Origin of the sequence: Mesorhizobium sp. NPDC059054 (assembly GCF_042739215.1) — a bacterium.
GTDB lineage: Bacteria > Pseudomonadota > Alphaproteobacteria > Rhizobiales > Rhizobiaceae > Mesorhizobium.
Map to the genome: position 1 here is coordinate 72,979 of NZ_JBHYHV010000002.1, position 21,766 is coordinate 94,744.

At 61.7% G+C, this 21,766-nt stretch carries 19 protein-coding genes; 9 read left to right on the plus strand and 10 right to left on the minus strand.

All coding sequences use genetic code 11. The features are described from left to right. Positions 1-35: 35 nt before the first annotated feature. From ACFWXH_RS08155 to ACFWXH_RS08170, 4 genes are all read right to left on the minus strand, one after another. Positions 36-464, minus strand: coding sequence for a VOC family protein (locus ACFWXH_RS08155; protein ID WP_379119141.1), 429 nt, complete (start codon positions 462-464; stop codon positions 36-38). A 29-nt stretch (positions 465-493) separates the two neighbouring features. Then, positions 494-685 carry a hypothetical protein gene (locus ACFWXH_RS08160; RefSeq protein WP_379119144.1) on the minus strand — a complete coding sequence of 64 codons (192 nt, stop codon included), beginning with the start codon at positions 683-685 and terminating at the stop codon, positions 494-496. 212 nt (positions 686-897) lie between these two features. Further along, entirely contained in the window at positions 898-4,062 is a 3,165-nt protein-coding gene (uvrB, locus tag ACFWXH_RS08165) for an excinuclease ABC subunit UvrB (protein ID WP_379119146.1), read from the minus strand. 109 nt (positions 4,063-4,171) lie between these two features. Then, positions 4,172-4,588 (minus strand): SH3 domain-containing protein, encoded by a 417-nt coding sequence (locus ACFWXH_RS08170; RefSeq protein ID WP_379119148.1) that lies wholly within the window; start codon positions 4,586-4,588, stop codon positions 4,172-4,174. Positions 4,589-4,844: 256 nt separating this feature from the next. Between ACFWXH_RS08170 and ACFWXH_RS08175 the strand changes: the two genes are divergently transcribed. The 5 genes from ACFWXH_RS08175 (at position 4,845) to ACFWXH_RS08195 (ending at position 11,405) form a co-directional block, all read left to right on the plus strand. Next, the gene (locus ACFWXH_RS08175) at positions 4,845-6,275 is read left to right on the plus strand and encodes an amidase (RefSeq protein ID WP_379119150.1); all 1,431 of its coding nucleotides are present in this window, start codon (positions 4,845-4,847) and stop codon (positions 6,273-6,275) included. Between the two features lie 493 nt (positions 6,276-6,768). Further along, entirely contained in the window at positions 6,769-8,253 is a 1,485-nt protein-coding gene (locus ACFWXH_RS08180) for a lipopolysaccharide biosynthesis protein (RefSeq protein ID WP_054310539.1), read from the plus strand. Between the two features lie 67 nt (positions 8,254-8,320). Next, entirely contained in the window at positions 8,321-9,325 is a 1,005-nt protein-coding gene (locus tag ACFWXH_RS08185) for a polysaccharide pyruvyl transferase family protein (protein WP_379119152.1), read from the plus strand. Positions 9,326-9,362: 37 nt separating this feature from the next. Further along, positions 9,363-10,172: a galactosyl transferase gene (locus tag ACFWXH_RS08190; RefSeq protein WP_379119154.1), complete on the plus strand. Its 810-nt coding sequence runs from the start codon at positions 9,363-9,365 to the stop codon at positions 10,170-10,172. Positions 10,173-10,355: 183 nt separating this feature from the next. Then, complete coding sequence (locus tag ACFWXH_RS08195) at positions 10,356-11,405, plus strand: CapA family protein (protein ID WP_379119156.1); 1,050 nt, start codon at positions 10,356-10,358, stop codon at positions 11,403-11,405. Here ACFWXH_RS08195 and ACFWXH_RS08200 read toward each other — a convergent pair. Further along, the gene (locus ACFWXH_RS08200; RefSeq protein WP_054310535.1) at positions 11,396-11,653 is read right to left on the minus strand and encodes a SemiSWEET family sugar transporter; all 258 of its coding nucleotides are present in this window, start codon (positions 11,651-11,653) and stop codon (positions 11,396-11,398) included. The two genes, ACFWXH_RS08195 and ACFWXH_RS08200, sit on opposite strands and share 10 nt — an antisense overlap. Before the next feature lie 509 nt (positions 11,654-12,162). On the opposite strand from ACFWXH_RS08200, the gene ACFWXH_RS08205 reads away from it, so the two are divergent. The 3 genes from ACFWXH_RS08205 to ACFWXH_RS08215 all read left to right on the plus strand — a co-directional run bounded on the left by ACFWXH_RS08205 (position 12,163) and on the right by ACFWXH_RS08215 (position 14,883). Beyond that, a complete protein-coding gene (locus ACFWXH_RS08205) occupies positions 12,163-12,420 on the plus strand; it encodes a DUF1344 domain-containing protein (protein WP_244483355.1) in 258 nt (85 codons plus the stop codon). A 175-nt stretch (positions 12,421-12,595) separates the two neighbouring features. Further along, positions 12,596-14,233 (plus strand): FAD-binding oxidoreductase, encoded by a 1,638-nt coding sequence (locus ACFWXH_RS08210; protein ID WP_379119159.1) that lies wholly within the window; start codon positions 12,596-12,598, stop codon positions 14,231-14,233. 17 nt (positions 14,234-14,250) lie between these two features. Beyond that, positions 14,251-14,883: a hypothetical protein gene (locus tag ACFWXH_RS08215; protein WP_379119161.1), complete on the plus strand. Its 633-nt coding sequence runs from the start codon at positions 14,251-14,253 to the stop codon at positions 14,881-14,883. Positions 14,884-14,888: 5 nt separating this feature from the next. Here ACFWXH_RS08215 and ACFWXH_RS08220 read toward each other — a convergent pair whose 3' ends face one another. The 3 genes from ACFWXH_RS08220 to ACFWXH_RS08230 all read right to left on the minus strand — a co-directional run bounded on the left by ACFWXH_RS08220 (position 14,889) and on the right by ACFWXH_RS08230 (position 17,048). Next, positions 14,889-15,386, minus strand: a complete 498-nt coding sequence (locus ACFWXH_RS08220; RefSeq protein WP_379119163.1) for a hypothetical protein — start codon at positions 15,384-15,386, stop codon at positions 14,889-14,891. Between the two features lie 92 nt (positions 15,387-15,478). Beyond that, positions 15,479-16,603 (minus strand): hypothetical protein, encoded by a 1,125-nt coding sequence (locus ACFWXH_RS08225; protein WP_379119165.1) that lies wholly within the window; start codon positions 16,601-16,603, stop codon positions 15,479-15,481. A gap of 10 nt (positions 16,604-16,613) precedes the next feature. Beyond that, the gene (locus tag ACFWXH_RS08230) at positions 16,614-17,048 is read right to left on the minus strand and encodes a hypothetical protein (protein WP_379119167.1); all 435 of its coding nucleotides are present in this window, start codon (positions 17,046-17,048) and stop codon (positions 16,614-16,616) included. 727 nt (positions 17,049-17,775) lie between these two features. Here ACFWXH_RS08230 and ACFWXH_RS08235 point away from each other — a divergent pair. Then, positions 17,776-18,714 (plus strand): diacylglycerol/lipid kinase family protein, encoded by a 939-nt coding sequence (locus ACFWXH_RS08235; RefSeq protein WP_379119169.1) that lies wholly within the window; start codon positions 17,776-17,778, stop codon positions 18,712-18,714. 66 nt (positions 18,715-18,780) lie between these two features. On the opposite strand, the gene ACFWXH_RS08240 is transcribed toward ACFWXH_RS08235, so the two are convergent. Further along, entirely contained in the window at positions 18,781-19,992 is a 1,212-nt protein-coding gene (locus tag ACFWXH_RS08240; protein ID WP_054310528.1) for a mandelate racemase/muconate lactonizing enzyme family protein, read from the minus strand. Beyond that, positions 19,989-21,605 (minus strand): GMC family oxidoreductase, encoded by a 1,617-nt coding sequence (locus ACFWXH_RS08245; RefSeq protein ID WP_379120872.1) that lies wholly within the window; start codon positions 21,603-21,605, stop codon positions 19,989-19,991. Before ACFWXH_RS08245 ends, ACFWXH_RS08240 begins: the two co-directional genes overlap by 4 nt. Positions 21,606-21,766: the final 161 nt, after the last annotated feature.

A 21,766-nucleotide genomic window follows, 5' to 3' on the forward strand; every position in this document is an offset into this window, starting at 1 on the left:
AACCAGCCTTTATCTGGTGGAAGGTCGGCCTCTGGCTACTTGATGGGGGCGTTCATCGCCCAGTTGACACCGAACGGATCGCGCAGGCTGCCCCAGCGGTCCCCCCAGAACATTTCCGCGAGGGGACTTTCGATCTCGCAGCCGGCATCGACCGCGCGCTTCCACCAACTGTCGATAGTGTTGGCCTGCAGGATGAGCTGCATCGTATAGCCTTGCGCCGGCTTGTGCGGATAGCCTTGCTCGGGATACGCGTCGCACAGCATCAGCGAGGAACCGTTGATATAGAGATGGATGTGCATGGTGCGGCCCTGCTCGTCCGGCGGATAGGAGAAGACTTCCTCGGCGCCGAAGGCACGCTTGTAGAATTCGGCGGCCTTCACGGCGCCGTCCACCTGCAGATAGGCGATCAGGCCGCCGAGAACCTGCGGGCGTGGATATTCGGTCTGTGTGGTCGTGTCGTTCATGGGGCTCTCCTCTCGTTTGTGGATTCAGCTTATGAGTTCAGCGAATTGGCCCGGGTGACGGGACCGAACGGCCGGTTTGCCCATCCATCGATGGGCTCAGGCCAGCCAATGTCCTTGCGCAGTTCGATCGGCAATGAACGAAGCACACGCTCGGTGCGAGCGCGGGTTCGTGCCGCCGAGTATTCGGTCGCGATGCGACCAATGGATGACAGGATCGACATGGTGCATTCTCCCTTTTGTTGGCGGCGACATCTTGTGCCGACACTCAAGGAACGAATGACGAGACTGCTTCCCGACAAAGGCGGCGAAAATTTTTTGCTAGAGCAATTCCAGGAAAAGTGGGCAGCGGTTGTCCGTTCGGAATTGCGCAAAACAAAGAGTTAGAGCGTTTCCGAAGAACCGGAAACGCTCTGGGCTCAAAAGCGCCCAGCAATCAGTGTCCTGGTCGGCCCGTCTTGCCCGGCCGGCGCTTCTGCCTGGCCCTGTCCGCCGGGTCCTCGTAGGAGCCGATGCCCGCGCGTTCACGCACGATCGGCTTCACATCTTCCGGCTTGACCGGACGCGCGCCTTCGACCGGCTTTTCCGTGCGCCGCACCGTCATCTCATCGAGCGAGTTCTTCCTGAACAGCGACTTGCGATCATTATCGCTTACGCTGTCGCCACCGTGCGGCTCGTTCCGCGAGGGCGCGCCATCGGGCGCGGTGGCCTGTTGGCCACTGCGGCTTCGCCGGGAATCATCCGGCGTGCCATAGTCCGAACCGTGGGCTTCGGCAGCCGTCTGCTTCTTGAACAGCGAACGCGAGATCGCGCCGGCCGGCGTCGGCTGGTCGGTGCCCGGACCCATGTCGTCGATCGAGGGCTTCTGGAACAGCGGCTTCTTGGCCGGCACGACGCCATCGGCACCCATCTCGTCGAGGTGCGGCTTGCGGAAGAGGTTGGGCCGGGCGGCCTTGGCTGCTTCTTCGGCGGCGCGCGCTTCGTCGAGTTTTCGGAAACGCTCCTGTTCCTCGGCCGTACGATGTTTGGCCACGCCCTTGTTGTGCTTGCCCTTTTCGCGGCCCGAAGCCGGGCTCTGGCCTTCCACTTCACGCGCCAGCGGGTCGTCGGAAATGGCAAGTTCCATCTCGCGCAGCCGCTTGATCTCGTCGCGGATGCGGGCAGCCTTTTCGAAGTCGAGATTGGCGGCGGCATCGCGCATCTGCTTGTCGAGCGCTTCCAGATGGGCCTTGAGGTTGTTGCCCATCATCGCGCCGGCGCTGTCGGTGAACTGCGAGATGTCGGCGCGGACATGGTCCTTCTCGTAGACCGAATCCAGGATGTCGGCGATGCGCGACTTCACGCTTTCCGGCGTGATGCCGTTGGCGGCGTTGTACTCCATCTGCTTCTCGCGGCGGCGGTTAGTCTCCGCCATCGCGCGTTCCATCGAACCGGTCACGGTGTCGGCATAGAGGATGACCTTGCCGTCGACATTGCGCGCGGCGCGACCGATGGTCTGGATCAGCGAGGTTTCAGACCGCAGGAAGCCTTCCTTGTCTGCGTCGAGGATGGCGACGAAGCCGCATTCGGGAATATCGAGGCCTTCGCGCAGCAGGTTGATGCCGACCAGCACGTCGAACGCGCCGAGGCGCAGGTCACGCAGGATCTCGATGCGTTCCAGCGTGTCGATGTCGGAATGCATGTAGCGCACGCGGATGCCGTTCTCGTGCAGGTATTCGGTCAGGTCCTCGGCCATGCGCTTGGTGAGCACCGTCACCAGCGTCCGGTAGCCCTTGGCCGTGGTCTCGCGAATTTCGCCGACGACATCGTCGACCTGGCTCTTGGCCGGACGCACTTCGACCGGCGGGTCGATCAGGCCGGTCGGGCGGATGACCTGCTCGGCGAAGACGCCGCCGGACTGCTCCAGTTCCCAAGTGCCGGGCGTGGCGGAAACACCAACGGTGAGCGGGCGCATCGCGTCCCATTCCTCGAAGCGCAATGGCCGGTTGTCCATGCAGGACGGCAGGCGGAAGCCGTATTCGGCCAGCGTCGCCTTACGCCGGAAGTCGCCGCGGTACATGCCGCCGATCTGCGGGATGGTGACGTGGCTTTCGTCGATGAAGATCAGCGCGTTGTCCGGCACATATTCGAACAGCGTCGGCGGCGGGTCGCCGGGATTGCGGCCGGTGAGATAGCGCGAATAGTTCTCGATGCCGGCGCAGCTTCCGGTCGCCTCCAGCATCTCGAGGTCGAAGCGCGTGCGCTGCTCCAGCCGCTGTGCTTCCAGCAGACGCCCGGCTCGTTCGAGTTCGACGAGGCGATGCTGCAGCTCTTCCTTGATCGACTTGATGGCCTGGTTGAGCGTCGGCCGCGGCGTCACATAGTGCGAGTTGGCGTAGATCTTCACGCTTTTCAGTTCGCCGGTCTTGGTGCCAGTCAGCGGGTCGAATTCTGTGATCGACTCGATCTCGTCGCCGAACATGGAGATGCGCCAGGCACGGTCCTCGAGGTGGGCAGGGAAGATCTCGATCGTATCACCGCGCACGCGGAACGAGCCGCGCACGAAGTTGGCGTCCTGGCGCTTGTATTGCTGCGCGACAAGGTCGGCGAGGAGCTGCCGCTGGTCGAGGCGGTCGCCGATCGTCATCTGGAAGGTCATCGCCGTGTAGGTTTCGACCGAGCCGATACCGTAGATGCAGGAGACCGACGCCACGATGATGACGTCGTCGCGCTCGAGCAGTGAACGCGTCGCCGAGTGGCGCATGCGGTCGATCTGCTCGTTGATCGAGCTTTCCTTCTCGATATAGGTGTCCGTTCGCGGAACGTAGGCTTCCGGCTGATAGTAGTCGTAGTAGGAGACGAAATATTCGACCGCGTTCTCGGGAAAGAATTTCTTGAATTCGGAATAAAGCTGGGCGGCCAGCGTTTTGTTCGGCGCCAGGATCAGGGCAGGGCGCTGTGTCTCCTCGATGACCTTGGCCATGGTGAATGTCTTGCCCGAGCCGGTGACGCCGAGCAAAACCTGCGTGCGATCCTCGTTGACGACACCTTCGACCAGGTCCTTGATGGCCGTCGGCTGGTCGCCGGACGGCTTGAACTCGGTCTCCATCTTGATGGCGATACCGCCTTCGGATTTCTCCGGGCGTTCGGGGCGGTGCGGCGTCCACAGCACGCCGTTCTTATGCAGCGGGTTGCCGCTCTCGATCAGGTCGGCCAGCGCCTGAACAGTGGCCGTAACGCCCGAATTGGACAGGGAGGCAGCTTCCTCGAGGCTGATGTCGAGACCGGCGACCGGGTTGAGACCGGCTGCAGCCCGCTCCTTGGCGGAAGCAGCGCCACCCATGGAAGTCCCCCGCGCCGTGCGGGTTGGCGCGGCACTTTTCTCCGGCACTTTCTTGGGCTTGGGGGCAGCTTTCTCGGCTTCCTTGGAGATCTGCTCGGCCCAATCCGAAATCGAGCCACCCAAAGGCGCGCCGGTGAACTCGGTTTGCTGCGTTTCCTCGAAGCCGCCACGACGCAACGGTTCCGACGCGTCGAGGAAGTCGGTCACGCCATTGCCACGCTTGCGCGGTGTGGAACGATCCTCCGGGCGAGGCGGGTTCTTTTCAGGGGATTTGGCCATGCCCCGAATATGGGAGGAGTCCGCCGAAATGGAAAGAGGCTGGAGGCCGCGAGCCGGCCTTCAGCCTCAATGTCAGCCGGGCTCCTGACATCAGGTTGTCAGGAGTGGATCACGGACAGGGGAAGCCCGGCGCGATCTTGCAGTTGTCCCCGGGGCGTGGCCGTGGCGGACGCGGCTTCCAGCCAGGGCGATGCGGTGGCCGCTGCCAGTGCGGCGGGCGATGTGGCGGCCGGACGACGATTTTCGGCGCGATGACCACGGCGGGTGGACGACCGACATAATTGGTCAGGAAATTGGCCGAGACCCAGCCGGACAGGCCGGCGCCCCGCACGTTGCACCAATTGTCCTCGCAACCGCGCAGGTTCACGCGGGCGCCTGCCGGCAGCGTGCCGAGCTTGGCATAGCCCGTCCCTGGGCCGGAGCGCACATTGACGTTGCCGGTGGTGTGCGCGCTGGCGGCCAGCGCCGGCGCGGCGACTGCCAGCCCGCCGAGCAGCGCAAGGGCCGCAACCAGTTTATGAAGCATCGTCCCCTCCATAATGTTTGGACAGCGCATATTAGCCCGCTTGAATACAGCCGCCAGTCCTGCCTTGAGTTATGGTTAGGGCTGGACCGGACGGGAAGCATCGTCACGGCTGGACCGGCACAGCCACCCCATCTGCTCCATTCAGCTGGCGTGCCTCAACCCTATCTTTTCCGTATTGGGGACGGGGAGGGGTCGGACCGGGATCGTATTCGGCTGGCGTTCGGTCAGCCTCATTCTTCTGGGAGGAGGAACCATCGTGACAAACCTGCAGGATGTCTATGTCCAATCCGATGCGCTCGGCGTGGCTGAGCTGGTGCAGCGTGGCGAAGTCTCGCCGCTGGAGGTGATCGAGACCGCCATCACATTGATCGAACAGCTCAATCCCCGGCTCAACGCGGTCGTCCATCGGCTCTACGATATGGGGCGAGCGACGGCGGCGAAAGTCGACCGCAAAGCTCCGTTCGCCGGCGTTCCGTTCCTGGCCAAGGAACTCGGCAGCTCCTGGCAGGGTGCGCCGCTGACCAATTCGTCATCCTATATGAAGGACCTCGTGGCGGAGACGGATTCCGAAACGGTGCGCCGCGCCAAGGCGGCAGGATTGGTGCTGGTCGGCAAGTCGAATGCGCCGGAAAACGGCTGGTCGATCTCCACCGAGCCGAAACTCTACGGCGCCACCATCAACCCATGGAAGGAGGACATCACTGCCGGTGGTTCCAGCGGCGGCACCGCAGCGGCGGTGGCGTCGCGCATGGTGCAGATCAGCGAGGCCAGCGACGGTGCCGGTTCCATCCGCGTCCCAGCTTCCTGCTGCGGCATCGTCGGTCTGAAACCCTCGCGCGGTCGTGTCACGCTCGCTCCGGACGGTGATTTCTGGTATGGCGGCGCCTATTTCCTGTGCCATTCGCGCACGGTGCGGGACACCGCAGCCTATCTCGATGCCGTGGCCGGCGCGTTGCCTGGCGACGCCTATGTGCCGCCGAGACCCACCGAAAGCTGGCTGGAACTATCACGGCGCGAGCCGAAGCGGCTGCGGGTCGGTTACACGGTCACCGCCAACAACGGCACGCCTGTCGATCCGCAGGTGAGGGCCGCCGTGCTGGCCACCGCCAAGTCGCTGGAAAGCCTCGGACATGATGTCGAGGAGCACGATATGGCGCTCGACGCCAACGACGCCTGGAGCACCTATTGCCATATGGGGCCGGTCGAAACGGCGGCGATGTTCGAAAACCTGGCTGGCGCAATCGGACGGCCAGTTACCTGGGAGGATGTCGAACCGATCACCTGGGCGGTGATCGAGCGTGGCCGTTCGATCAGCGGCGTCGATCACGTGCGCGATGTCGAAAAGCTGCGTCAGCTCAGCCGGGCGATCGCACAGGATCTTTCGCCCTACGACATTTACCTCACGCCGACGCTGACGCAGCTGCCCCGCCCAATGGGGTACTACGACATGTCAATGACCGATCTCGACCGCTATAATGCCAAGTGGGCGGATGCCTGCTTCGCCTATCCATTCAACATTTCCGGCCTGCCCGCGATCTCGCTGCCGCTTGGCTGGTCTCAGGAGGGCATTCCGATCGGCGTGCAGCTTGTTGGCCGCTATGGTGACGAGGCTGCCGTGCTCGCGGTCTCAAGCCAGCTCGAACTGACAATGCCGTGGAAGGATAAACGCCCTCCGATCAGCGCCTGAGGAGTGGATGCGATGGCTCCTGACTGAGTCTGGCATCGAAAGCTCCAATCCTGACACATTTCAAGCCTAAGAACAGGTCTCTCGGATGGCTGTCAGCCGAGGCTAAACCGCTGTGGGCGTTACATAACGAAGGCCTGAAATGAACCGTGATCAGGTCCCTATTGCGGTGCAACATAGCGGACCATAATTTGCGGCCGTCTTGGTGAGCGGCAGGGGCGAACAAAGACAGGCACGCGCGAAAATCCCACAAGGATGGTCGCCGTGACCGGTTCCGATTGGAGTACGGCTTGGTACCGGCGGACATCGCTCTCGCGGCTATTCACGTGTCGCGAAAACCGGCTCGCCTTGCGGCGATAGGCGCGGTTTCACCCGCTGGCGCGAAATGTGCTCGCGATGACCAGGCATTCCGCGCGAGCCTTTTTTCTTTTCGCATGATCCTTGTCCGAAAAGTCTGCAACTTTTCGGAATCATGCTTTGGAGCCAGCGTCGCCGCATGAGCAGCATCACGGGACGCCTCGTCAAGGGAAGCATGTGGCTCAGCCTGTCCAGGGCGATCGTCAATGGACTGGCGACGCTCTCGACCTTCGTGCTGGCCTGGTATCTGACACCTGCCGATTTCGGCCTCGTGGCGCTGGCCACGACGATGCTGCTGATCGTCGATACGGTCACCCAGATTTCGCTTTCCGAGGCGCTGATCCGCCACAAGGCGCCGGATGAATCGCATTTCAGCGCAGCGTGGACGCTGAATGCCTCGCGCGGATTGCTGCTCGGCCTGCTGTTCGCAGGCTTCGCCTATCCGGCAGCGCTCCTGTTCAACGAACCGCGGCTGACCGGCGTCATGCTGGCGCTCGGCGCCAGCATCCTGCTGGGGGGGCTTATCAATCCGCGTCGGATCATGCTGCAGCGCGACCTGATCTTCTGGCAGGAGTTCGTGCTCGCGGTCTCGCAGAAGCTCACGGGCTTCGTCGCAGCGGTGGCGATCGCCATGATCTATCACAGCTACTGGGCGCTGGTGATCGGCACGCTGGTGAGCCAGGCGACCAACGTGGTTGTTTCCTACATGGTGTTGCCGTTCCGGCCTAGGATCACGTTCCAGCACATGAAGGAGTTCTTCTCCTTTTCGGCCTGGCTTACCGCTGGCCAGATCGTGAATACGCTCAACTGGCGTTTCGACTACCTGCTTGTCGGCAAGATGCTCGGCGGCTCTGCGCTCGGCTATTATTCGCTGGGCAGCAACCTGGCGATGATGCCGACGCGTGAGGCGACCATGCCGCTCACGCAGACGATCTATCCCGGCTTTGCCAGCATTCGCCATGATCCCGCCCGTCTGGCCGCCGCCTATCAGCGCGTGCAGGCACTGGTCGCTGCGATCGCGCTTCCTGCCGGCATCGGCGTTGCGGTGATTGCGGATCCGCTGGTCCGGCTGACGCTCGGCGAAAAATGGGCACCGGTGATCTTCATCATCCAGGCGCTTGCCTCTGTCTTCGCTCTGCAGACCCTGGGTTCACTTGTGCAGCCGCTCGGCATGGCGAAGGGCGAGACGCGCCTTCTGTTCGTCCGTGACACCCAGATGCTGCTGGTCCGTGTTCCGGTGATGGTGGTCGGACTGCTCATGGCCGGTTTGCCGGGCGTGATCATTGGCCGTGTGTTCACCGGCCTGTTCAGCGCACTGGTCAACATGATCCTGGTGCGTCGCTTCATCGGCGTCACCGTCTCGAAACAGCTCTGGGCGAATGTACGGGCACTTGCCAGCATCGCGCTGATGGCCGCCGGTGTCGCGGTGGCGTCACACTATCTGGACTACACAACCGACAAGGTCGAACTCGCCAAGCAGTTGGCGATCCTGGTCAGCCTTGGAGGCTTTTTGTACTGCGCTTCCACCTTCCTGCTCTGGATCCTGATGGGACGGCCCGAAGGGCCCGAGACCGAGGTCCAGAAAATCCTGGGCAAGATCTATTCGAAAGTCCGCCCCGCCTGACGATACGCGGCGACCGCGCGCCGGTCGTCCAACGAGCCAGATGGAGACATCCCATATGGAAACACCAATGACATCGAAATCAAATCTGGTCCTGATCAATGAATTGCAGGACAGGATCCATGACTGCCTCAAGGATTATCTGTCGGTCGAGGAGCCGATGGCGATCCTCGACTTTCCGGACATCCGCAACTGCGGGGATTCCGCGATCTGGCTGGGCGAGATGGCCTATCTGAAGGACCGCTACGGCAAGCGGCCGGCGTATGTCTCGCGGATCGACGATTTTTCCGCGGAAGAGCTGGAACAGGCGATGCCGAGCGGGCCGATCTTCATCCATGGCGGCGGCAATTTCGGCGACATCTGGGTTGCGCACCAGGATTTCCGCGAGCGCATCCTGGAGCGGTTTCCAAACCGCCAGATCATCCAGTTCCCGCAGTCGATCCACTACGCGTCGCCCGAACGCATCGAGGAAAGCGCGCGTGCCATCGCGCGTCACAAGAACTTCGTGCTGCTGGTGCGCGATGAGGAATCGAAGGCGTTCGCGGAAAAGCACTTTGACTGCCAGGTACGCCTTTGCCCCGACATGGCTTTTGCCATCGGCGCCATCAAACCGGCCGCGGCCGAATTTCCGGTTCTTGCGATGCTGCGATCGGACAAGGAGAAGGCGGGCAATCTCGATCTCTCCACGTATGGCGATATTCCGGTCGAAGACTGGACGAACGAATCCGCGCGCAGCGTGCGCGTCTCAAAGGCGATCGGCGCGGCATCCGGCTTGCTGTCGCTGAAGGCGGGCGAGGTGCGCCTGCGCAAGCTCGACGCGGCGGCGCACAACCGCTTCCAGCGTGGCATTCGCCAGATATCGCGCGGGCAGGCCATCGTTACCGATCGTCTGCATGTTCATATCTGCTCGCTGCTGATCGGACGCCCGCACGCCGTTCTGGACAACAGCTATGGCAAGGTGCGGCGTTTCATGAGCGCCTTCTCGGGCGGAACCGATCTCTCCTACAAGGCAGAGTCGCTCGACGACGGCATCGCCTGGGCGCGCAGCCAGGCTGGACAGAGGATCGCCGCATGAGGCGGCCGGTGCCGGAGAGCCATGGAGGCAAGCTGCGATGAGCCTCGTCACCTTCATCATTCCAGTCCGGCATCAGGACAATGCCCGCGATTGGGGGCTGCTCAAGGCGAACCTTACCCAGACCGTCGCGTCGATCTCGAACCAGACGAATGGCGACTGGCAAGGGATCATCGTGGCCAACGAAGGCGCGGATCTGCCCGACCTGCCGGCAGGCTTCAGCGTTGTGCGCGTGACATTCCCGCCGAATGTCCTGCACGAGATCGACAAAGCCAATGTCGAGGATGTCTATGACGCTTTCCGTGCGGACAAGGGCCGACGCGTGCTGATGGGCATGCTGGCCGCGCGCGACAGCGGCTTCTTCATGATTGTCGATGACGACGATTTCGTCAGCGCCCGCATCGTCGAACATGTGGCGGAAAATCGCGGCGCCAATGGCTGGACGATCGACAAGGGCTACATCTGGGACGACGGTGGCAAGATACTGCTGGGTTATGACGACTTCAGCCATCTGTGCGGAACCTCGCTCATCATCCGTGCCGCTCTTTACGGCCTTCCCGAACGTTTCGAGGATGCGTCGCTGGACTGGATCAAGTCGATGTTGGGCAGCCATGTCCGCATTGCCGATATCCTGGCCAACAACGGCACACCGCTGGCGCCGCTGCCGTTCCGTGGCGCTGTCTATCGCGTTGGCCATGCCGGCTCGCACAGCAAGGCGCCCAGCCTGCTGGTCAAATATTTCCTGAGCTGGGAAGCGCTGAAGCGACCGCGGCGTCTGCTGCGCAACATGGGCAAGCTTCGCCTGGTCGATGATGGCGCAAGGCGGGAGTTCTTCGGTCAGCCTGCCTAGAGTGTTTCCGTTTTCACGGAAACGCGGAAACACTCTAACTCTTTGTTTTTACGCGATTCCGGACGGAAAACCGTTACACACTTTTCCTGGAATTGCTCTAGCGCCTTCGCTTCCACTTCGTGAAGTGCTACTTCACCTGATGTGGCCGGATGGATAAACCGGGGCAAACGAACCGGGCTGCGCGTGTCGAACTATCCGCTTTCCTACAAGCTATCCTGGCTGCCGCGCTTCCTGAAGCCGTCGCTCGATGGCAACGGACGGGATTTTGCGCCGCCCTCAGCGCAACTGATGTCTCCGATGCCGGCAAGGACAATACGGCTCGCTTTCATCGGCGATATTTCGGCAGTCGCCTCCAGGCAGGTGCCGGCATGCGATCCCACATTGAAGGCGCTACTCGGTTCTGCCGACCTGATGATCGGCAATTGCGAGAGCCCGGTGGTCGGGCGCGTGCGGGCCAGGTTCGGCACGTGGGTCGGTACGCACCACGCCATGGAAGAGGCTTTCCTCGCCGATGCGATGGCCGCTGTCGGCATCCGGCACGAGCGATTGGTGCTGTCGGTCGCCAACAATCACATGCTCGACCAGGGCGTCGAGGGTTTCGCAGAGACGATTGATGCGTTGCGGCACCTCGGCGTGCAAATCATCGGGGCGGCAGACTACGGTCCCGTGCAGCGGGTCGATGCAGGCGGCCTCACCATCGGTTTCGCCGCCTTCACGGTGTGGCGAAACGCTTCCGAGGCGCTGTTTTCAGGCCGTGTGTCGACTGAGACCGACCCGAGGCTCTGGCCTGCTGGCAGTTTGGAGGGCGCGGATCTCCTGTGCGCCGTACCGCATTGGGGCTGGGAATTCCGCCATTTTCCGCAACGAGAAACGATGGTGCTGGCGCGACGACTGGTCGAGCACGGTTTCGGTCTGATTGCCGGGCATCACGCACATGTCCTGCAGCCGGTCGGTCTCATCGGGCAGGTGCCGGTCGCCTATGGGCTGGGCGACTTCCTCGGCACGGCGCTGGCGCGCCAGCCCTGGCCGGGACGTATCGGCGCGATCCTCACTGTCGACGTGAGCGCCGAACCGGAGAGCCTCGGCAAAGTCGCGGCTTACAAGATGCATCCCTTCATGCGGCTGCGTGATGGCAGGCGCGAGCGACTGATGCCAGTGACAAATCTCTCCGGAGCGCTGCATGCACGCGTCGAAGAGCGGTTGGCATGCGTTCTGGGAACTGCTCAGCCGTAGCGCAATTTCATGGCGACGATGGCGGCAACCAGCATGAAGGTAAAGCCGTTGGCGAGGATGACCGGCCAGGAGCCGATCAAAAGACCGTAGAGCGCCCACAGCAGGATGCCGAAGGCGAGAACGCCGGTGGTGACGAGCGAGATATCACCGGCGCGGCGCTCGCGGGCGATCTTGGCGACCTGCGGAATCCAGCCGACCGTCGTGATGAAGGCAGCGACCGCGCCGATAATTTCGACCGAGGGGTGCAAGACGTAAACTTTCAGAAAGGCCGGCTGGGAGCGCCGATTGAACCGGTCCAATATGCCAGAAAGCGCGATTCTTGGGAAGAGAGGCGCGCACTGGACCAAAGAAGAAGTGGGCCTCGTCGAAGGGGCTGAGTAAAAATGTTTCCAGGGCCGGATATTCCATCCTAACCATTTGAAAGAGAAAGAAAAATTACATTCTTTCCCCAATTTTCTCGAGCTTTCGGGGACATTCGATGGCTTGAACGCAATGGCTGCGTTGCCGTTGGAGAAGTGCGCGAAACGTCTCCTTTCATTGCATAAAACCGGCTGCGCCTCGCTGGGGGAATGGGCTCGACGCGCAATTGTGTCTGAAATAAGCATATGATTTCATTTAACAAAGTTATCGAATGTGATTTGGTGGCGATGCTATAGGCTCTTTAGCCTTTGGAGGTTCCGCCGTTTCGCTATGCTGCAGCCGTTTCAGCAAAGTCTGGCCGGGACGCTTCCGACCCTAAAAAAACGGAGCTCTGACCATGAATAAAGTCATCAAGACGGTCATCGCGACCGCTTCCGTCGCCCTGTTTGCGCTGGCCAGCTCGGCCTATGCGGCGACCGTGCAAGGTACGATCAAATCCATCGACCCCGACACCAAATCGTTCACTCTGGACGACGGCAAGATCTATCAGCTTCCGGCAGAGTCGACGGTCGACAAGCTTCAGGTCGGCATCAAGGTAGCGGTGACCGTCGACGACAAGACAGGCATCGTCACGTCGATCGTCAAGTCATCCTGACCTAAGGGCGGACATCCAGGCGCCGCAGAGGCGCGTCTTCCCCATCTTCCATACCATTCGAAGAAGCCGGCTGTGCAGGCCGGCTTTCTTCAGTTAGCAGCGCCGTCAGCCGTCCGGCTGCGGCTATGGTCTTTGCCGCGACCCCGCGCTATCGGTTGGAAAACGAGGGGGCGTTATGGCCGAGCACGGCACGGAAAATCGTCAAAGCGGCTGGCGGCCCACCCGACGGTTGCTGCTCGGCGCGACGGTAGTCGGTGGCGCCGTCTTGTGGGGTGGCAATACGGTAGCACGGCTGACGCGCAGCCCGTCCTCCGCAAAGGATGCCGGGCGTGTCGCAGACGTGGATGGCTACGCGTTGCCACTGAAGCCGTTGGAAAATGCGCCGACCCATGACGCCGGCCTGACCTGGCTGACCAAAGGCGGGACGGTAAACGATGCCAGCGGGCTTTCCCGCACGCCTGTCTACGGCATGGTCGAGGTGAGCAGCGAGCGTGACGTGGCCAAGGTGCTGGCCTTCGCACGCGCCAACGGCCTGAAGGTCTCGATGGCGGCAGTCCGGCACTCTATGGGTGGGCATGCCTTCGATGACAATGCGCTGGTCCTCGACATGCGCAAATTCAATGCTGTCTCAGTCGACGCTGCGGCGAAGACGATGACGGTGCAGCCAGGTGCTACCTGGCACGATATCCAGAATATCTTGCATCCACGCTTCGCGGTGAAGGCGATGCAATCGACCGATATCTTTTCCGTTGGCGGCTCGCTGTCGGTGAATGCACATGGCATGGACCATCAGGCCGGCTCCGTGGTCGGCTCGATCCGATCCCTGCGCGTGATGCTGGCCGATGGTTCTGTCCTGACATGTTCGGGATCTGAAAATGCCGATCTGTTTCGTCATGTCGTCGGTGGCTATGGGCTCTTCGCGGTGGTGCTGGAGGCAACGCTCGACATCGTCGACAACGCCGTCTACCGCACGACCCGCGAAATCATAAAATCCGAGGAGTTTCCACGATTTTTCAATGAGGTTCTGGAGCCGAACCATGAGATCGGCCTGTTTTACGGCCATCTTTCGACGGCACCGGGAAATTTTTTGGAAGACATGATCGTCTACCGCTACGAGAAGGTGGCGGGGGAGCCACCGGCGGATCAGGCCCCGATCGGGGAGCCGGGCGTGGTTGGCGTCAAGCGCCTGATCATGAACATGGCGAAGTGGGGCGGACCGTTCCAGGAGTTGAAGTGGTTCACTGAGAAGACGCTGGAGCCGCGCTTCGAGAACTGCACGGTGGCGCGTTCTGCTGCGATGGGGGAGGGCGAGGCTTGCCTGGTGACCCGCAACAACCCGATGCACGATTCCGTGCCCTACCTGTTCAACGATCTGGCAGGCGAAACCGACATACTCCACGAATATTTCGTGCCGCGTGCCGACTACAACGCCTATATCGGCGAAGTGCGCACCATCCTGCGCAGCCAATCCCTGCCGGTGCTGAACGCCTCGGTGCGGGTCGTGCACAAGGAAGACATCGCACTGAACTATGCGCCGCAGCCGGCCTTCTCGCTGGTTCTCTACATCAACCAGCCAACGACGGCGGGCGGCAATGCGCAGATGCGGCAACTGACGCGCGCGCTGATCGACACGACCATACGATATGGTGGCCGCTTCTTCCTGCCCTACCAGTTGCACTACACAGGTGCTCAACTTCTGGCATCCTACCCGGAATTACCGCTCTTCCTGGCGCGTAAACGCAAGTACGATCCCGACGAGCTGTTTTCCTCGACTTTCTACAGGGCTTTGAAGGTACTCAGCCCCACCACCTGATGCAGCGGAGAGCTAAGATGCGACACAGTGCGGCGATGGCGGTTGTTGTTTCTGCCACGCTCTTTTGCACGCCTGCGTTTTCCGAAGACCTCAAGGCTTACAAACTCACCGTCGATGGCGTCTCCGTCGATATCGATCCGGGCGAGGATGCCACCCTGGCCTTGCCGAACGGCAAACAGGCGCGCGTCAGGCTGGAACCCAACGCATTCGCAACCTTCAGCGGCGGCAGTTTCTCCTTCGTGCATCCAAGCGGGGTAACGGTGACCAAGACCAACCTCTCCAAGGGGCTCGACCAGCATCTGATGGCTTCGGCGGTCGGCTCGATGGTTATCGTCCAGGAATACTCCAATATGAACCCGGTGATGCTCAACCAGCTCATGTTGCAGGAGATCACCAAGGAGTCGGTACGGGCGGGTGGAAAGCTCACGCAAAAAGCGGGTTCGCGAAAGCTTGCCGACGGCAAGGTGCTGAACGGGTTGAGCGCAACCGTTAAGACCCGCATCGACCGGGTCGCCTACGAGGTGATGAGCTACGGAACCACCGACCAAGGCGTGATCGTGATCACCAGCCTGGACGATGACAATGCCGAAGCCGACCGGCCAATGATCGACCGCTTCTGGCAGAGCCTGAAACTGCACATGGACGAGTAGGCGATCTACCAGTTGCCTTGCAGTTGCGCCGCAAGCCAGCCAGCAGAGCGTTTCAGGACCATGGCAGTGTCCGAGAAGGTTCGATCCAGCCTGGTCTTGACCAGTGTGTAGCCGCTCTCTGTCCGATAGAGAATCGCGTCGCCGCCGTCGACATCGGGTCCGCTGGGCTCGGCATTGGCGTTGACGACCGGTGTTGGACGCCGGCCGATCGGGATTTCCGGCCGGCGCAGGCCAAGAGCCGCGATTTCATCGTTGAGCGGAGCCAACGCAACTCTCGGCGCGGTAGAAACGGTCATCGCAGTCTGCGGCTGGATGGTGCGGCAGATGCCGGAAACCACTGGATAGCTGAATCCCTTGCGGTGGTGCAGCATCTGGTTCTTCATCGCTGCTTCGCAGTCGGCGATGGTCGACCATTTGGCCGGCGTTTCGCCGATATACTCACAAAGCTTGGCGTCGCAGTCGCATCCCACGATGGTCATGGCGACAAGTGTGGTCTTGATCACGGCTTCGGCCCCTCGAAAATCCGAGGACAAGATCGCTCGAGAACACGGCGGGATTTCGCTACGATTGTGAAATCAGCGTGGCGCAGAAAAGATCAATAGTCGTAGACGTGTTCCAGCTTCGCTCCGCTCTTGCTCAGGACTGGAATGACCGTGTGCAGCTTGCGCACGGCGATGGCAAGGCCAGTGCGACGTGAGGCAGGGTCGGCCGGCAGCTGATAGGTGAACAGCTCGCGCGCGCCTTCAGGAACGGCAACCGGCTCGTTGGAAAGCACGGTGGCCATGATCTCGTCATTGCCACCGATCTCGATGAAGGAAACACCCTTCTCGATCAGACGTGGGATCATGTCCGTAAAGACCTGGTAGCGTTTGGTGACGAAGACGGCGCCGCCGGCACCGAGATCGCGTTCCAGCAAGGTGTCAGGTTCGCCGCGCGTTGCTTCCGCAACCTGTCCCTTGGCCCAGACATGGATGTCGAGCAGCGCGGGATCGGATGTGGCGGCGAGCGCCTGCTTGATCAGGTCTGCATATCCCTGCTTGATCGTGTCGGCGAGACCGAAGGCGAGCTTGCGCTCGCCCGGCCGCACCACACCGTCGCCGGCTGCAGGTTCGATGGCCAACAACCCCGTTCGCTTTTGAGCATAGGGAAATTGGTACCACGGTACCTGGTCGAGGAAGGCGGCATATTCTGCCGCCACCTTGGCCTGGTAGTCGTCAACCGCCGTCCGTTGGCCGCCGATGGCTTCCGTAATGCGGCCGGCCGTATTCTCATACGCCCACTGGATCGCGTGTTCGATCGTATGGCTGGTGCCGATGACGGCGAGCATCTGGTGGTTCTGCCAATTGAGCGGGTAGGCGGAACTGGCGCGGATCACCATCGCGTAGTCCTGCCAGAAGCGACCGATATAGGACCAGTAGGGGAAGCCGCTCGGCTGGTTGTCTTTCACATAGCCGGCATATTCGCGCGCGGCATAGACGATCGCCCATTCCGGATAGGTGAGGAAGGTCGACTCTTCCGGCCGCTGGTAGCCGGGAATCTCGGCGCGCAGCTTGTCGGCCAGTTCCTTTGTTGGCGCGCCTTCGGCGACGCCGGGCAGGGGCGTCGTATCGAGCGACGAGGTGGTGAGCCAGCCATAGGTGAGGCCGAGGACCGGGATGAGCAGGATAATGACGACCAGCCAGACGATCGTCTTCAAGATGCGTTTCAGCCAGCGCAGCATGAACATGGGCTCAAGCTGTCGCGAAGTAGTCGTGTATCCGTTTGGAAAGCCGGAAGCCGATATAGACGGCGATGCCGCCGATCAGGATATGCGGCAGGTTGGCGAAGAAACGCGCCGGGAATTCGATGTCGTTGAAGGAACGGAAGCCATTGATGAAGATGCCGCCGTCGAGGCAGCCGGAACCGGTGACGAGGCCGAGGAGGCCATCGAACAGGTAAACCGAGCCGAACAGCTTGAAGTAGAACACCGACTGGCGGTGCGAGATGAAGGCGGCAATCGCAGCCCAGACGCCGGAGAAGGCGTGCAGAAGATCATCGTACCACTGCAGCGAAAACAGGCCGAAGAGGTAGCCATTGGCGTCGTTGAAGGCAGGAATATAGCCGATGGCTACGACGACGAAGAACAGCACGGCATAAGCCAAGGCGAGCTTCTGGATCAGCGTCATGGAAGGTCCCTCTCCTCGAATGACGAGGGGACGATAGCCGATTCCGCTCTTGTGTGCAGCCATGGCTCATCGAGTCACCGCAACGGTCGGGCGAGCAAGCCATCTGGAAATCATGTGCGTGAAGCGGGCCTAAAACAGTTGGCGCCGGGATTTCTCCCAGCGCCTCCCTGTCAGACCAGGACCAGTCAGCGGCGGCAATTTCCGAAGGACATTGCACCTGCCGGCCTTGATTTTGACGACCCGTCCGTCCGCCTCCCCGGAGGGCTGCGTCCATTCCGGATCACGCCGGTCTCGACCCTTGCGGGCTTCGGTCGACGTGCCATCGAAGGTCTTCCCCGGCCTTCATGGCTCGCATCGGTCCGCCGTTGGCGTTCGCACGCTTTCCGCGGCCCCGCACATCACGGCTCTCGATCCTTAACAGGCAAGCCCGTTACTGATCTGCATGGTGCAGGCCTCAGGAGTTCCGCGTGGTTGCCGTTGTCTTTCGACCGTTCAATCCGTGGCCGCCTGAGATGATTTAACCATACGCCCGATCACCCGTATTCGAAACCGCCGACGGCCTGTGAATAGCGGGGTTATCGGGAATAACGCGTGGCAAGAGAGACTTTTTCGGGTAAGCGGGACGGTTTTGCTTCGGCCCGATATTTTGCGTGCAACCGGCCAGCACTTGCCGAGTTTTGTGTGAGACGTTTCACTACGAATAGGACCACCGCAAGGGGAGACGCGGTTGAAGGTCGGCATCATTCTCAATCCGGTCGCCGGCGATGGCCAGCTGAAGCACGACTGGGCCACCGTCGCGGCAGCCGTCGAGCGTTATCTCGGCCGTTTCGAGATGCGTGAGACGTTGGCGGAAGGGGATGCCGAACGGCTGGCGATCGAATTCGCGGCTGAAGGTTATGATCTCGTCATAGCGGCGGGTGGTGACGGCACCGCAAGCGAGGTCGCGGATGGGTTGTTGCAGGCTGTCCGCGAGGGGCATGATCGCACCGCGCTGGGTTTGCTGCCCTGCGGTACCGGAACCGATTTCGCGCGGGGGCTCAATCTGCCGGATGATGTCGACGCGATCCTCAAACAGATCGCCGATTCTCACGTGCGAATGATGGATGTCGGGCGCATTTCCTATATCGATGATCACGGCGCTCTGGCCAGCCGGCATTTCATCAACATCGCCAGTCTTGGTCTGTCAGGTCATGTCGACCGCGCGGTGAATGCGGACAAGCGCAAGGGGCGCATTCCAGCAAAGGCTCTGTTCTTGTGGCGGACGGTCACGGAGTTCCTCAGCTACCGCTTTGACGACGTCGTCGTCACCATCGACGATGGTGAACCCATCAAGGATCGTGTCGCCTTGGTCGCTGTCGCCAACGGGCCTTTCTTCGGTGGCGGCATGATGATCGCGCCCGACGCTTCACTGGATGACGGACAGTTCGACATCGTCATCCTGCGGGCTACCGGCAAGATCGCGCTCATGCGGGATATCCGCTTGCTCTATACCGGCCAGCACCGCAACCACCCGGCCGTCACAATCGGGCGCGGCAGGAAGGTTTTGGTCGAGCCGGCAGACGGTGCGGTTCACAACGGCGCGTTGGTGGATATCGACGGCGAGGCGCCGGGCCGTATTCCGGCGGAGTTCGAGATCGTGCCCCGTGCCCTGAAACTCAGATGCTGATTCTGGAAATTGCAGCAATCTCCTGAAACGGCTCGGTTTTTCGGCGCGGCATGGATGTGCCTGCGCCTATGGGAACAGCGGGTCCGGCGCCATCTCCAGGTGGAGTTGCTTGCCGTCCCAGGGATGCGCCTCGCAGACCGTTTCGTTGAGTTCAACGCCGAGACCCGGTTCCTTGGAGGGAATGACCCAGCCGTCCTGCCACTCGATCTTCTTCTTGAGCAAGGTCGCGTGGAAACCGTCCCATTGCTTGAGGGATTCCAGGATCAGGAAGTTGGGCAGCGTCGCGGCAAGCTGGATATTGGCGGCACCCACGATCGGCCCGCAATAGCAGTGCGGTGCGATCTGGATATGATAGGCCTCGGCCATCGCCGCGATCTTCTTGGTCTCAAGAATGCCGCCTGAGCGGCCGAGATCCGGTTGCAGGATGGTGGCGGCGCGGTTCTCGATGACGCGGGCAAATTCGAACTTGGTGGTGAGGCGCTCGCCGGTCGCGATCGGGATGGAGGTGCCGCGCGCCACTTGCGCCATCACTTCAGGCATATCCGGCGGCACCGGTTCCTCGAACCACAGCGGGTCGTAAGGCTCGATGGCGCGGGCCAGGCGCAGCGCGCCGGAAGCGGTGAACTGGCCGTGGGTGCCGAAGAGAATGTCGGCCCTGGTTCCGACCGCTTCGCGGATCGCCTTGACCATGCGAGCAGAGAGGTCGATGTCGAGAAGGCGCGGCTGGTGCCCGTCGAAGGCGGTGTAGGGGCCGGCGGGGTCGAGCTTCACCGCGTTGAAGCCCTGCTCGACGTAGAGTGCCGCGCATTCGGCGGCGAGGTCGGGATCGTTGTAGACGTTCCGTCCGCGCGCGTCCTCGGAATGGACGCTGCCCTCGTGCGGGTAGAGATAGGTGTAGGAGCGCAGCTTTTCGTGCACCTGGCCGCCGAGCAGCTTGTAGACCGGCTTTCCGGCCTCCTTGCCGATGATGTCCCAGCAGGCCATTTCGAGCGCCGAGAAACAGCCCATACCCGACACGTCGGGGCGCTGGGTGAAGCCGGACGAATAGCAGCGGCGGAAGAAGCTCTCGACATCGTGCGGATCGCGGCCGACCAGGTAGCGCTCCGCCATATCTTCGATCATGCGGGCCGTGACGTGGCCGGAGAAGGTGGCGTTGTAAGCCTCGCCATAGCCGACGACGTTGGAATCGGTCGTCAGCTTGACGAAGATGAAATATTTGCCGCCGATGCCGGGTGGCGGATTGCCGACGACCCAGGTCTTTACGTCGGTGATTTTCATCGATTGTCCTCCAGAACCATTTCAGCGCCCTTCCACCCCGTCATGATCGAGGCGGCGTTGGTGTTGCCGGCGATGTTGTCAGGAAAGATCGACGCGTCGATGACGCGCAGACCGGTGATGCCGTGGACCCTCAACCGCGGGTCAACCACTGCATGAGCAGGGTCCGGGCCCATGCGGCAGGTCGATACGGGGTGATAGACCGTGCCGGACCGTTTCCTGAAATCTTGAATCAGATCGGCATCGGAAGTGATTGAAGCGCCTGGCAAAACCTCTTCTGCGATGACGTCGGCGAGCGCAGGCTGAGCTGCGATCCGGCGCAGGAACTTCACCGCATCGAGCATTTCCGACACGTCCTCATTTGTCGAAAAGGCATTGGGCGTGATCCTCGGATATTCGAACGGATCCTTCGAGCGGATCATGATTTGGCCGCGGCTGGAGGGCCGGCAATTGGAGAGGCCGATGGAAAAGCCGGGCCAGGGATCGGGCGACAGGATAGGCCGCTCGCCGGGTTTCGGCAGCACGGTGGAAAAGGCCTGGAAATAGAGCTGCATGTTTGGACGCGGCTGACCGGGATCGGTGCGGAAGAAACCGCCGCCCTGGTTCATCGACATCGACAACGGGCCGGACCGCAGCACGAGATAGTGAAGGCCGACCAAAAGTTTGCCCCACCATGGCCGCAGGATCTGGTTGAGGGTGGGCCACTTGGCCTTCCATGTGTAGTTGACGCCCTGGTGGTCCTGGAGATTGCGGCCGACATTCTCTGCCTCCAGCACGACGGGGATGCCAAGGCCGGACAACACATCTGCTGGGCCGATGCCCGAGAGCTGGAGAAGCTGGGGCGAGTTGATCGAGCCGCCGGATAGGATCACCTCCCTGCCGGCGCGCGCTGTTTTCGTTTCGCCGTTCTGGACATATTCGACGCCGACGGCACGGCTTCCGTCGAACAGGATTTTCGTTGCCAGGGCATGCATTTCCACGCGGACATTGGCGCGTTTCATGGCGGGGCGAAGGAAGGCACGTGCGGCCGACATGCGTCGGCCGTTCCTGGTGGTGATCTGGTAGATGCCGACGCCTTCCTGCACGGCACCGTTGAAGTCGTTGTTCGCGGGCAACCCAGCCTGTTCGGCAGCCTTGAGATAGCGAACCGTCAGCCTGTGAACACGGGCGCGGTTGTCGGTTACGTGGATCGGCCCGCCGCGGCCACGCCACTGGTCCGCGCCTGCCTCATTGTCTTCGATCGTCTTGAAGAGCGGCAAGACATCGTCGTAGCCCCATCCAGGATTGCCGGCCGCCGCCCATGCGTCGAAATCCTCGCGCGCGCCGCGGATCCAGACCATGGCGTTGATGGAACTCGATCCACCCATGATTTTGCCGCGCGGCCAATGATCGGCGTTACCGGCAAGGCCGGGGTCTGGCTCGGTCCTGTAGTTCCAGTTCACCGCCGGATCGAAGAAGGTCTTGCCGTAGCCCAGCGGCATCTGGACGAAAAAGCGATGGTCGCTGCCGCCGGCTTCCAGAACCAGCACGGAAAAACGTCCCGAAGCCGAGAGTTTTTCCGCCACGACCGAGCCGGCTGAGCCGGAACCGACGATGATGAAATCATAGGTCTGCATGGTGATCGGCGGCGCTCGGTCCAACACTTTGAATCGACGCATCGTGCTTTCCGAAGATCGATTTCGATTTTCGGGCCGATGCGCTGGCCAGACTAGCTGTCGCATTCGTCGCCATCACCGGCACTTCCGGCATGCGGTGTGAGAAAAACGACCATAGCAAC

Excerpts from the sequence above, each read along its gene's own strand:
- ACFWXH_RS08170 (WP_379119148.1), bottom strand. The coding sequence starts at position 4,588 with ATGCTTCATAAACTGGTTGCGGCCCTTGCGCTGCTCGGCGGGCTGGCA.
- ACFWXH_RS08190 (WP_379119154.1), top strand. The coding sequence starts at position 9,363 with ATGAGCCTCGTCACCTTCATCATTCCAGTCCGGCATCAGGACAATGCC.
- ACFWXH_RS08215 (WP_379119161.1), top strand. The coding sequence starts at position 14,251 with ATGCGACACAGTGCGGCGATGGCGGTTGTTGTTTCTGCCACGCTCTTT.
- ACFWXH_RS08180 (WP_054310539.1), top strand. The coding sequence starts at position 6,769 with ATGAGCAGCATCACGGGACGCCTCGTCAAGGGAAGCATGTGGCTCAGC.
- ACFWXH_RS08210 (WP_379119159.1), top strand. The coding sequence starts at position 12,596 with ATGGCCGAGCACGGCACGGAAAATCGTCAAAGCGGCTGGCGGCCCACC.
- ACFWXH_RS08240 (WP_054310528.1), bottom strand. The coding sequence starts at position 19,992 with ATGAAAATCACCGACGTAAAGACCTGGGTCGTCGGCAATCCGCCACCC.
- ACFWXH_RS08225 (WP_379119165.1), bottom strand. The coding sequence starts at position 16,603 with ATGCTGCGCTGGCTGAAACGCATCTTGAAGACGATCGTCTGGCTGGTC.
- ACFWXH_RS08230 (WP_379119167.1), bottom strand. The coding sequence starts at position 17,048 with ATGACGCTGATCCAGAAGCTCGCCTTGGCTTATGCCGTGCTGTTCTTC.
- uvrB (WP_379119146.1), bottom strand. The coding sequence starts at position 4,062 with ATGGCCAAATCCCCTGAAAAGAACCCGCCTCGCCCGGAGGATCGTTCC.
- ACFWXH_RS08155 (WP_379119141.1), bottom strand. The coding sequence starts at position 464 with ATGAACGACACGACCACACAGACCGAATATCCACGCCCGCAGGTTCTC.
- ACFWXH_RS08160 (WP_379119144.1), bottom strand. The coding sequence starts at position 685 with ATGTCGATCCTGTCATCCATTGGTCGCATCGCGACCGAATACTCGGCG.
- ACFWXH_RS08205 (WP_244483355.1), top strand. The coding sequence starts at position 12,163 with ATGAATAAAGTCATCAAGACGGTCATCGCGACCGCTTCCGTCGCCCTG.
- ACFWXH_RS08185 (WP_379119152.1), top strand. The coding sequence starts at position 8,321 with ATGACATCGAAATCAAATCTGGTCCTGATCAATGAATTGCAGGACAGG.
- ACFWXH_RS08245 (WP_379120872.1), bottom strand. The coding sequence starts at position 21,605 with ATGCAGACCTATGATTTCATCATCGTCGGTTCCGGCTCAGCCGGCTCG.